At 67.8% G+C, this 11,675-nt stretch carries 10 protein-coding genes; 3 read left to right on the top strand and 7 right to left on the bottom strand.

Annotated elements, in window-relative coordinates; all coding sequences use genetic code 11:
• Positions 1-284 precede the first annotated feature (284 nt).
• Positions 285-821 (top strand): sensor domain-containing protein, encoded by a 537-nt coding sequence (locus VV02_RS18375; protein ID WP_052593850.1) that lies wholly within the window; start codon positions 285-287, stop codon positions 819-821.
• A gap of 33 nt (positions 822-854) precedes the next feature.
• Here VV02_RS18375 and VV02_RS18370 read toward each other — a convergent pair whose 3' ends face one another.
• The 6 genes from VV02_RS18370 to VV02_RS18345 all read right to left on the bottom strand — a co-directional run bounded on the left by VV02_RS18370 (position 855) and on the right by VV02_RS18345 (position 8,785).
• The gene (locus tag VV02_RS18370; RefSeq protein ID WP_052593848.1) at positions 855-2,345 is read right to left on the bottom strand and encodes a CoA-acylating methylmalonate-semialdehyde dehydrogenase; all 1,491 of its coding nucleotides are present in this window, start codon (positions 2,343-2,345) and stop codon (positions 855-857) included.
• 43 nt (positions 2,346-2,388) lie between these two features.
• Entirely contained in the window at positions 2,389-3,417 is a 1,029-nt protein-coding gene (locus VV02_RS18365) for a TIGR03842 family LLM class F420-dependent oxidoreductase (RefSeq protein WP_052593847.1), read from the bottom strand.
• 71 nt (positions 3,418-3,488) lie between these two features.
• Positions 3,489-4,886 carry a dihydropyrimidinase gene (hydA, locus tag VV02_RS18360; protein WP_052593844.1) on the bottom strand — a complete coding sequence of 466 codons (1,398 nt, stop codon included), beginning with the start codon at positions 4,884-4,886 and terminating at the stop codon, positions 3,489-3,491.
• Positions 4,883-6,484 (bottom strand): NCS1 family nucleobase:cation symporter-1, encoded by a 1,602-nt coding sequence (locus VV02_RS18355; protein ID WP_083450271.1) that lies wholly within the window; start codon positions 6,482-6,484, stop codon positions 4,883-4,885. The genes hydA and VV02_RS18355 overlap by 4 nt, the downstream gene beginning before the upstream one ends.
• Positions 6,485-6,494: 10 nt before the next feature.
• Positions 6,495-7,334, bottom strand: a complete 840-nt coding sequence (locus VV02_RS18350) for a nitrilase-related carbon-nitrogen hydrolase (RefSeq protein ID WP_052593842.1) — start codon at positions 7,332-7,334, stop codon at positions 6,495-6,497.
• A 98-nt stretch (positions 7,335-7,432) separates the two neighbouring features.
• Complete coding sequence (locus VV02_RS18345; protein WP_052593840.1) at positions 7,433-8,785, bottom strand: FAD-binding oxidoreductase; 1,353 nt, start codon at positions 8,783-8,785, stop codon at positions 7,433-7,435.
• A 148-nt stretch (positions 8,786-8,933) separates the two neighbouring features.
• Here VV02_RS18345 and VV02_RS18340 point away from each other — a divergent pair, with 148 nt between their 5' ends.
• Together VV02_RS18340 and VV02_RS18335 are read left to right on the top strand one after the other, a co-directional pair.
• Positions 8,934-9,512 carry a cysteine hydrolase family protein gene (locus tag VV02_RS18340; protein ID WP_179945365.1) on the top strand — a complete coding sequence of 193 codons (579 nt, stop codon included), beginning with the start codon at positions 8,934-8,936 and terminating at the stop codon, positions 9,510-9,512.
• Positions 9,513-9,524: 12 nt separating this feature from the next.
• Positions 9,525-10,436, top strand: a complete 912-nt coding sequence (locus tag VV02_RS18335; RefSeq protein WP_052593838.1) for a GlxA family transcriptional regulator — start codon at positions 9,525-9,527, stop codon at positions 10,434-10,436.
• On the opposite strand, the gene VV02_RS18330 is transcribed toward VV02_RS18335, so the two are convergent.
• Complete coding sequence (locus VV02_RS18330; RefSeq protein ID WP_157063455.1) at positions 10,437-11,669, bottom strand: acyltransferase family protein; 1,233 nt, start codon at positions 11,667-11,669, stop codon at positions 10,437-10,439.
• Positions 11,670-11,675: the final 6 nt, after the last annotated feature.

Raw genomic sequence — 11,675 nt, 5'->3', positions numbered from 1 at the left:
GATGCAAACTCGGGTACGTTCCGGATGTGAAGCGGACCGTCCTTCTGGTTGCTGGTTGCGCGACCGCCGTCGTTCTTGCAGGCTGCTCCGACCAACCTGGCTCAACGGCGGCCACATCGTCGACGTCACCGTCGACCAGTTCATCTGCGACCTCCTCCACGGGCTCGATGACCAGCGCCTCGAGCGCGCCGTCCTCCCCGTCCTCGGGGTCGAGCTCCGCGTCCGACGCGGGAGCGACCCGGAGTCCCGAAGACCTGAAGTCTGCGTTGCTGGCCCTGGAAGACATGCCACCGGGGTTCGCCGTCGAGCCCGACGCCGGATCCGATGACGAAGGCGTGTACTCGTCATCCCGCCCGGGCTGTGCCGACTTCGTCAGACTGAGCAACAGCGCTGCCGCACCTGGCGCGACCGGCTCCTCGGCCGCCGCCTTCTCCGCTGGGCAGGACGGCCCGTACATCAACGAGGAGATCGACGCCCTGGGGAGCGCGAACAAGGTTGCTGCGTTGCTCCATCGGCTGAAGTCGGCGGTCGCGAGCTGCCCTTCGGTGAAGGTCTCCACTCCGGGCGAGGGCAGCTCAGTGATGCAGGTACGCGCGGTGAGCCCGCCTGACGCGGGGCGAGGAGCAGTGGCCGTCCGCCTGACCGCCTCGTCGGGATCCCTTGAAGGTGTGGAAGTAACGACCGTCCGGACCGGCGTCGGCGATGTGGTCGTGAGCATCGACTTCCTCGGGGCGTTCCCGGAGGACATCGACGGCGCGACGCAGGACGCTGTGGCCAAGGCCGGCGATGCACTCGGCATCAGCACTGCGGGTACCACCTGATTCACAAGGCCCAGGTGGACGGTGCCCCGGCGCTCATCGGTTGGTGGGGAAGCCGAGGTCGACCGAGGACGTCGCCGGGTCGGGCCAGCGTGAGGTGACCACCTTGCCTCTGGTGTAGAAGGCGATGCCCTCGGGGCCGTACATGTGGGTGTCGCCGAAGAGCGAGTCCTTCCAGCCGCCGAAGGAGTAGTAGGCCACCGGCACCGGGATGGGCACGTTGATACCGACCATGCCGACCTGCACCTCGGACTGGAACTCGCGCGCCGCCCCACCGTCGCGGGTGAAGATCGCGGTCCCGTTGGCGTACGGGTTGTCGTTGACGAGCTGGAGCGCTTCGTCGAAGGTCTCGCAGCGGACGACGGACAGCACGGGGCCGAAGATCTCGTCGGTGTAGACCGTCATCTCCGGGGTGACGTTGTCCAGGAGCGTGGTGCCCAGGAAGAAGCCTTCCTCGGGGACCTCCGCCGTACGACCGTCGACGGTGACCGTCGCTCCGGCCTTCTCGCCGGCGTCGATGTAGGACGCCACCTTGTCGCGGTGCTCGGCGGTGATGAGCGGACCCATCTCGTTGCCATCCTTGGAGCCATCGCCAATCCTCAATGATGGCAACCGTTTTGAGATGGCCGGCACCAGATCGTCAGCAACGTCGCCGACGGTCACGCACACGGAGATGGCCATGCAGCGCTCGCCCGCGGCGCCGTACGCGGCGGACACGGCGGAGTCGGCGGCCAGGTCGATATCGGCATCGGGGAGGACGACCATGTGGTTCTTGGCGCCGCCGAGAGCCTGGACGCGCTTGCCGTTGGCCGTGCCGCGCTCGTAGATGTACTTCGCGATCGGGGTGGAGCCGACAAAGCTCAGGGCCGCGACGTCCGGGTGGTCGAGCAGTGTGTCGACCGAGAGCTTGTCGCCGTGCACCACATTGAAGACCCCGTCGGGCAGCCCGGCGCGCTTCCACAGGTCGGCGATGAGCAGCGAGGCGGACGGATCCTTCTCGCTCGGCTTCAGCACGAAGGTGTTGCCGCAGGCGATCGCGTTGGCGCACATCCAGAGCGGCACCATCGCGGGGAAGTTGAACGGGGTGATGCCGGCGACGACGCCGACGGGCTGGCGGATCGAGTAGACGTCGACGCCGGTGCCGGCGTGCTCGGAGTAGTCGCCCTTCATCAGCTGAGGGATGCCGGTGGCGAACTCGACGTTCTCGAGGCCACGCGAGACCTCACCCTTGGCGTCCGCGAGCACCTTGCCGTGCTCGGCCGTCAGGATCGCGGCGAGGTCGTCGACGTGCTGGTGCACCAGCTCGCGGAAGGCGAACAGCACCGCGGACCGCTTCGAGAGCGACGTCCGTGACCAGGCGTGGAGCGCACCCTTGGCTGCGGCGACGGCGGTGTTGACCTCCTCGACCGAGGCGAGGTCGACTGCGCCGGTCTGCTCACCGGTCGCGGGGTTGTAGACCGGTGCCGTGTTGCCGGAGGTACCGGCGACGGACTTGCCCGAGATCCAGTGCGAGATGGGAGTTGGCATAGCGATCTCCTTTGATGGCCGGCATTCGAGCGTACGACTCGGGTCAGGACTTGGCGGCGTCAGGCCGGTTGATCACGGGGAGGACGGCATCGGCGTACGACCGGAGCGTGGCGTCCTTGGCGTCGTGCTGGAGGTAGAGCGCGAACTGGTCGACGCCGAGCGCGCGGTACTCCTCGAGTCGGCGGAGCTGCTCCTCGGGAGGTCCGATGAGGCAGAACCGATCGACGATCTCGTCGGGGACGAAGTCCGCGTGGGTGTTGCCGGCACGACCGTGCTGGTTGTAGTCATAGCCCTTGCGCGCGGCGATGTAGTCAGTAAGAGCGGCCGGCACTCCGGACGAATCGCCATATCTGGCAACGATATCCGCGACATGGTTGCCGACCATCCCGCCGAACCAGCGGCACTGGTCGCGAGCGTGGGCGAGGGCGTCGTCGCTGCCGTCGGTGACGTAGGCCGGGGCAGCCACGCACATCGTGATGCTGTCCGGGTCGCGTCCGGCCTTGGTCGCCGCGTCCCGGACTGCGGCGATCATCCACTTCGCGATCTGTGGGTCGCCGAGCTGCAGGATGTAGCCGTCGGCCACCTCGCCGGTGAGGGCGAGCGCCTTCGGGCCGTACGCCGCCACCCAGACCTCGAGCTCGGACTTGCTGGCCCACGGGAGGCGCAGCGATGAGCCGTTGAAGTCGACCGTCTCGCCGTTGGCCATCCCTCGGATGACGCCGACCGACTCGCGCAGCGTGGCGAGCGTGGACGGTCGTCCGTTGGTGACCCGCACGGCCGAGTCGCCGCGGCCGATCCCGCAGACGGTGCGGTTGCCGTACATCTCGTTGAGCGTGGCGAACAACGACGCCGTGACGGTCCAGTCCCGGGTGGCGGGGTTGGTGACCATCGGGCCGACGACGACGTTGCGCGTGCGGTCCAGGATCTGCGAGTAGATCGGGTAGGGGTCCTGCCACAGGATGTGTGAGTCGAACGTCCACACGTAGTCGAACCCGTAGCGATCGGCCTGCTGGGCCAGCTCGACAACCCGCGCCGACGGGGGCGTGGTCTGCAGTACTACTCCGAAGTCCATGGCTTACCTCATCCGCTGGTCGAGTAGGCGAGGCGCTAGCCGAGCCGTATCGAGACCTGGTGCCGCAGCCATCACAGGAGGTACTGGGACAGGGAGCGCTTCACGAACTGGCCGCGCCCGGGTTCGCCTGAGAACTGGTCGTTCTCGAGCACGACGGTGCCGCGGCTGATGACCGTCTCGGCCTTGCCGGTGAGGTTCCAGCCCTCGTAGACCGAGTAGTCGACATTCATGTGATGCGTCTTCGCGGACACGTGCTGCTGCGCCTCCGGGTCGTAGATCACGATGTCGGCATCGGCGCCGGGAGCGATGACGCCCTTCTTCGGGTACATCCCGAACATCCGGGCCGGCGTCGTCGAGGCGATCTCGACCCAGCGGGCCAGAGAGATCTCGCCCATCGTCACGCCGCGGTGCAGCAGGTCCATCCGGTGCTCGACACCGGGCAGCCCGTTGGGGATGGCCCGGAAGTCGTCCTTGCCGAGCTGCTTGTCGGTGGCGAAGCAGAACGGGCAGTGGTCCGTCGCGACGACTGACAGGTCGTTCGTACGCAGTCCGCGCCACAGCTGCGCCTGGTGTTCCTTGGGACGGAGGGCCGGCGTACAGACGTACTTCGCACCCTCGAATCCCGGTCTCGCCATTTCGGATTCGTCCAGGAAGAGGTACTGCGGGCAGGTCTCCGCGAAGACGTTCTTGCCAGCGTCCCGAGCCGCTGTGACCGTCTCCAGGGCCGGCGTGCTCGAGAGGTGGACGATGTAGAGCGGTGCCTTGGTGACCGTCGCCATCGCGATCGCGCGGTTGACCGCCTCCTGCTCGAGCGCGACCGGTCGGGTGAGCCCGTGGTACTTCGGCTCGGTGTGCCCCTCGGCGATCGCGCGGGTGACGATCTCGTCGATGGCCGTGCCGTTCTCGGCGTGCATCATGATCGTCGCGCCGTTGTCGGACGCGCGGTGCATGGCTCGCATGATCTCGCTGTCGGTCGACAGGAAGACGCCGGGATAGGCCATGAACAGCTTGAACGACGTGATGCCCTGGTCGACCAGGACGTCCATCTCCTTGAGGGAGGTGTCGTTGACGTCGGCGAGGATCGCGTGCAGGCCGTAGTCGATGCACGCGCTGCCCTCGGCCTTGCCGTGCCAGGTGTCGATCGCCTCCTGCAGCGAGCCGCCCTTCTTCTGCACGGCGAAGTCGACGATCGTCGTGGTGCCACCCCAGGCGGCCGCCCGGGTGCCGGTCTCGAAGTCGTCGACCGAGGACGTACCGCCGAACGGCATGTCCATGTGAGTGTGGACGTCGATGCCTCCGGGCAGGACGTACTTGCCGGTGGCGTCGATGGTGCGGACGGGTGCGATGCCGATGGCCTGTGCGGTCCCCGGTGCGAGCACCGCAGTGATGGTCTCCCCGTCGTACAGCACATCGGCCTCGACGACCCCCTGCGCGGAGACGACCTTGCCCCCGGTGATCAAAGTACTCATGCCGTGACCTCCTTCTCATCGAGCGGTGCGTCGTCGGGAGAGCCCGACGAGTCGTACGCGACGGGCACCTTGCCGGCCTTCATGAGGGCGACGTAGATGACGGCGCCGGAGACGAGGCCGACGAGCCAGCCGTAGTCGGCGAGCGGCTTGAGGAACGGGATCATCCCGTCCTCGGGAAACGGACCCTTGCCGTCCTTCGAGTACGAGCCGCCCGCGGACAGGATCGCCGCGACGCCGAACGCGACGACGGCCCGCCAGTTCCAGCCGCCGGAGTACCAGTAGAGACCCTCGCGGCGGTAGAGGTCGCGTACGACGATGTGCCGTCGACGCACGACCCAGTAGTCCGCGGCCAGGATGCCGGCGACCGGTCCGAGGATTGCGCCGACGACGCCGAGCCAGGTGAAGATGTAGATGTTGGGGTCCGACACGAGCTTCCACGGGAAGATCAGCACGCTCAGCACACAGGTGATCAGCGCGCCCTTGCGGAAGTTGACGTATTTCGGAGCGGCATTGGCGAAGTCGTACGACGGGCTCACCAGGTTGGCCGCGATGTTGACCGACAGGGTCGCGATCATCACCGTGGCGAGGGCGAGCAGGGTGCCGACCCAGCTGTCGATCCGGGCGGCGAGCTGGATCGGGTCCCAGATGGCCTTCCCGTACATCTCCTCGGAAGCCGACGTGACGAGCACCGACATCACCGCGAAGGCGGTCATCGTCGTCGGCAGGCCGTAGGTCTGGCCGAGCATCTGCTTCTTCTGTGACCCGCCGAACCGGGTGAAGTCGGAGATGTTGAGCGACAGCGTCGCCCAGAACGCGATCATCCCCATCAGCGCAGGCCCGAACGCCCGCCAGAACTCATCGCCCTTGAGCGAGCCGGACTGACTGAGGATGTTGCCGAAGCCGTCCGCCTGGACATAGACGTACGCCAGCAGGGCCAGGGCGGCGACCATCACCACGGGGGCCGCCCAGTTCTCGAACCGTCGCAGGGTCTCGATGCCGCGCACGATGATCGCGATCTCGATCAACCAGAAGACGAAGAAGCTCAGCCACTGCGTCCAGGCGAAGTCGCCGATGTGGCTCGCGTTGGCCCAGCTGTCGCCGAACATCTTGCCGGCCAGCAGGAAGATGCCCTCGCCGCCGATCCAGGTCTGTACGCCGAACCAGCACGTGGCCGCGAACGCTCGGACCAGCGCGGGCAGGTTGGCGCCGAGCACGCCGAACGAGGAGCGCGCCAGCACGGGGAACGGGATGCCGTACTTGGTGCCGCCGTGCCCGTTGAGCAGGATCGGGATCAGCACGATGACGTTGGCGAGCAGGATGATGACGACCGCCTGCTGCCAGCTCATCCCGGCCGCGATCAGCCCGGACGCCAGCAGCCAGGACGGGATGTTGTGGCTCATCCCGACCCAGAGCGCGGCGTAGTTGTAGGTGTTCCAGTGCCGGTCGGGCAGCTCGACGGGGTCGAGGTCCTCGTTGGAGTAGGGCGAGTGCGCCAGTGCGGACCGGTCGTCCAGGGTGACGCGTCCGTCGGCGTGCTCGGTCTGGCCGTGCTGCGATCTCCCGCCCTCGGCGGGCTCGACGGCTACCTCGGTCGCCATGGCCGGTGGCCTACTTGTCCGTCAGCGCCGTGTAAGTATCGGGCCGGCGGTCCCGGTAGAACGCCCACTGGTCGCGCACCTCACGGATGACGTCGAGGTCGAGGTCGCGAATGATCAGCTCCTCGACCTGGTCCGAGGCGACCTCGCCGACGTACTTGCCGCGTGGGTCGGAGAAGTAGGACGTGCCGTAGAAGTCGTTGTCGCCGAGCGGCTCGATGCCGACGCGGTTGAGGGCGCCGACGTAGTACATGTTCGCGACGGACGCGGCCACCTGCTCGATCTCCCAGATGTACTTCGACAGGCCGCGTGACGTGGCCGACGGGTTGAAGACGATCTCCGCGCCGGCGAGCCCGAGTCCACGCCAGCCCTCGGGGAAGTGGCGGTCGTAGCAGATGTAGACGCCGACCTTGCCGACCGCGGTCTCGAAGACCGGCCAGCCGTCGTTGACGCCGGGACGGAAGTAGAACTTCTCCCAGAAGCCTTTGACCTGGGGGATGTGCGTCTTGCGGTACTTGCCGAGGTACTTCCCGTCCGCGTCGATGACGGCCGCGGTGTTGAACAGGACGCCAGGCTGGACCTCTTCGTAGATCGGCAGCACCATGACCTGCCCGGTCTCCTTGGCGATCGCGCTGAACCGCTGGATGATCGGCCCGTCCGGGATCTGCTCGGCGTAGGAGTACCACTCGCTGTCCTGCACCTGGGCGAAGAACGGCCCCATGAACAGCTCCTGGAAGCACAGGACCTGGTTGCCCTGCTTGGCTGCCTCGTGCGCGATCTCCTCGTGGGCGTCGAGCATCTTGTCCTTGTCCCCACGCCAGTGCGTCTGGAACATCCCGGCTTTGACGGTCATCGGCTGGCTCCTCGCGTCGATCTTGCGATTCGAAGGTTCCAAGTTAGGCCGATTTCGCGCCGACGCAGCCGTTTCAGTCGGACTGGTCTCCGCGAGGGCTAGAGGGGCCGTCCGGGGTTCATGATCCCGTACGGGTCGAACATCGCTTTGATCGTGCGCTGCCGTGCCAGCTCGGCGTCGCCCAGCTCGCGGGGGAGCCAACGCCGTTTCAGGGAGCCCACGCCGTGCTCGCCGGTGATCGTCCCGCCCATGTCGAGCGCCGCGTCGACGATCTGCCCGAACGCCTCCTCGGCGCGCTCGCGGCTGCCCGGCTGCTCGTCGAAGAACAGGCACGGGTGCAGGTTGCCGTCGCCGCCGTGACCGGACAGCACGACCTCGACGCCGGTGCGTCGGCCGATGTCGCGTGACTGGCGAATCAGGTTGCCCAGCTGGGCAACCGGCACGCAGACGTCCTCGATGAAGTGCGGCCCCTTGAGCTCCAACGCGGGCGCCAATGCTCGTCGGCCGGCCATCAGCGCGTCGGCCTCCTGCGCGTCGTCGGCCACTGCGACGTCCTCCGCACCTGCGGTGGTGAGCAGCTTGGCATAGCGCTGTACGTCCTCGGCCGAGTGATCAGGGCGGTCCGACTGGACGAGCAGCACGGCTTCGGCGTCCTGAGGGAAGCCGAAGTCCTCCATCGCCTGAATCGCCACGAGTGACGAACGGTCAAGCACCTCAAGGAGATTCGGACCGTGACGCTCAGCTCGGAGGGCGACGAGCGCCTTGGCCGCGTCGTCCAAGGAGGTGAAGGTCGCCAGCGCGGTCAGTGGCGGATCGGTCGCCGGGACCAGGCGTACGACGACCTCCGTGACGACACCGAGCTGGCCCTCCGACCCGACGAAGAGTCCGGTGAGGTCCAGACCCGCGACACCCTTCGCCGTACGACGGCCGGTCCGAATCACCTCGCCGCCGGCAAGCACGACCTCGAGCCCACGGACGTAGTCGGCCGTGACGCCGTACTTCACGCAGCACAGGCCGCCCGCGTTGGTCGCGACGTTGCCCCCGATGGTGCTCATCGGGGAGGACGCTGGATCGGGCGGGTAGAAGAGACCCTGCGCGGCGACGGCCTTCTTGAGGTCGGCGGTGACGATGCCCGGGCCGGCGACGGCGTACCTCTCTGCGGTGCTGACCTCGACCTGGTTCAGCGCCTCGACATTGAGCACGATCCCGCCCTCGAGCGCGGTCGACGCGCCACACAGCGATGTGCGAGCGCCCTGTGGTACCACCGGAATTCGATGCGCCTGCGCATGCTCGAGCACAGCGACCACGTCGTCCCGGTCGCGCGCGCGCACGACTACGAAGTTGTCGGGCGCGGTCGAGCCCAGGCTCTGGTCCGTGGCATAGCCGATAGCGATCTGGGGATCGGTGACGACTCGACCGGACGGGAGGGGAGGGGCGGCGATCTGGCTCACCCACCCATCGTGCCTCGCGCCGCTGGGCGAGTTGGGCGAGACCCTGAACGGGGCCGCGCTGTGACGGGAGTCTGATTGACCAGATCGGTCCGGTGGCAGACGGGATGATGTCTGGTGGGGACGGCGTCGTACGACGACGCTGGTCGACATGACCTCAGCACTCGTCGTGATCGACGTCCAGAACTCCTTCCTTCAGCGGCCGACCTGGCCGGCCATCTCCAACCCCGACATCGTCGATGACGTCACCGCCCTCGTGGGGGCGGCGCGTGCCAAGGGCGACCTCGTGGTCTGGGTGCTGCACACCGAGCCTGGGTCGGGCGGAGCCTTCGACCCCGAGTCCGGACACGTCGAGCTGATGGACGGCCTGGAGACGCGTGAGGGCGAGCCGGTCGTCCGCAAGACCTCCATCAATGCCTTCACCTCGACCAATCTCCAGCAGCTCCTCACGCGGCACGGCGTCACGCACCTCGATATCTGCGGGATCCAGACCGAGCAGTGCTGCGAGACGACGACGCGGGTGGCCTCCGACCTGGGCTACGACGTCGGCTTCGTCATCGACGCGACAGCGACCTTCCCGATCCAGCATCGCGACGCGAAGAAGGACCGTCCGCTGGAGGAGATCCTCGCGGACCCGCAGACCCGGCCGACCGATGAGGTCGTACGCGGTACGGAGTACTCGCTCGCGGGCCGGTTCGCGACGATCCGGACGGTCGCCGAGCTGGTATAGCGTGACCAGATCATGACGAGCAAGGTGGTCTTCCTGCTGCTGCCGCGGCTTCACCTGCTGGACCTCGCCGGCCCGGCGCAGGCGTTCGACACCGCCGCCAACCTGGGCGGTGCGTACGACTTGCGCTACGTCGCGGAGCAGGTTGACGTGCCGACCGCGCAGGGGCTCCCTCTGCGCGCCGAGACGACGTGGCCCGACCTCGGCCCGGACGACCTCGTGCTGGTGCCGGGGTGGCGTGGGATGGCGTCCGTTGATGATCCGCCCCTCAGCGAGATGGCGCTGGCCGCGCTGCGACGTCACCATCGCGCCGGCGGGACGGTCGCCAGCGTGTGCTCGGGGGCAGACATCCTCGGCAGGGCGGGCCTGCTGGACGGGCGTCGGTGCACGACGCACCACGACCTCCAGCAGGCGCTCGCTGAGCGCTACCCCAAAGCACTGGTCCAGCGGGACGTGCTGTTCACCGACCATGACCGGGTGGTGACCTCGGCGGGTATTGCGAGCGGGATCGACCTGTCGCTCTATCTGATCGCGCAGCGCCACGGACCGGCGCTCGCGGCTCGGGTGGCGCGGTCGATGGTGGTCTACGCGCGGCGCAACGGCGAGGACCCGCAGGACAGCGTGATGCTGCGTCACCGCTCACACCTGTCGGATGTCGTGCACCACGTGCAGGACCTCATCGACGCGGAGTTCGCGTCGCCGCTGCCGCTCGCGCGTCTCGCCGCGCACGGTGGAGTGAGCGAACGCACGCTCACGAGGCTGTTCGTCGCCAGCGTCGGTACGACACCTCTGCGCTACCAGCAGACGCTCCGCCTGGAGCGTGCCGAGCACCTGATCGGCCAAGGCTGGTCGATCGAGTCTGCAGCGCGCGCAACGGGTTTCGAGGATGCGCGGATGCTGCGACGACTGCGGGCGCGGGCTGGTTGATCAGCGGCGCGTGACAGCGTGGGCGGTGTCCGCGCACCTTTCGTCAGTCGTACGACCTGGGTGCGGCCGAGCCGTCGCGGCCGGTAGCCAACGGTTGAGAAGCATCAGGCCGAAGCGCCGGCACGGTTGCTCGACGTAGCGGTGGCCGCCCTCGGCGATCAGCAGGCACAGTCCGACGAGGCCCGGGATCGCGAAGTAGCCCCATGTGGTGCCGGACGCCTGGATCTCGTCCGCGCCCATGTACTCCACGATCGGCCGGTGCGTGATGTAGAGCGCGTAGCTCGCCGTGCCGAGGGTCACCCAGAGCGGCCGCGACAGGATGCGTGCCAGCAGACCGGTGCCGGTCGCGAGTGACATCAGCAGCAGGCTGAACGGCACCGCGTACAGGGCACCGAACGACAGGACGCGCCAGGTGCCGGACCACGCGCCGTCCCAAGGCCGCAGAGCGGTGATGCCGGCTGCCGCGAGCACCGACCCGACCTGGACGAGCGTGGCCCGTGAGGTCGTGGGACGTACCCCGCGCGCGAACAGCAGGGCGAGGCTCAGTCCCATCGCGAAGTCCGGGATCCGCGTCAGCGGGTTGCGGTAGAGCCAGCGGTGTCCGCTCATCGGGTCCGCGGCGGGCAGGTCTGCCCAGCCCTTGACGCTCCAGATCAGGCACAGGAGGAGCTGCACGCCGAAGGAGGCAACGAGTACGGCCATCAGCCCCCGCGTGCCCCAGCGCCGCGCGATGTAAGCCACGGCCGGCATCAGCAGAGGAAAGAGCAGATAGAGGAACAGCTCGACATTGATCGACCAGGCCGGACCGTTGTAGTCCTGATTGCCGACGCGCACATCCGCCGACCAGGTCTGGATCCCGAGGAGCATCTGCCACAGGTGCGACTGGCCGCGTGCCTCAGCAGCCCGTTGCAGCGCCAGCACGATGAGGACGGCCCAGTAGAGCGGCATGACGCGGACGATGCGGGCGACGTAGAACCGGACGGTGGCGCGGCCTGCGCGCAGTCCGTTCAGATCAGGGTGGCTGTACGCCAGCACGAAGCCACTGAGCATGAAGAACAGGGGCACGCCGACATAGCCGCTCTCGACGACCTGGTGGGCCACCTGAGGAGCATGGTCCGGGAGGCCGATGTGGCTGAGGACGACCAAGAGGGCCGCCACGGCTCGTACGCCGGTCAGGGCTCGGAGCTGGGGTCTACGGGGGTGTTCAACGGCAGGGAGGAGCTGGGCAGGCATCGCCTC

Origin of the sequence: Luteipulveratus mongoliensis (assembly GCF_001190945.1) — a bacterium.
Lineage (GTDB): Bacteria > Actinomycetota > Actinomycetes > Actinomycetales > Dermatophilaceae > Luteipulveratus > Luteipulveratus mongoliensis.
Note: the sequence above shows the minus strand (reverse complement) of the source record. Positions and strands in the feature narration are given on the sequence as shown.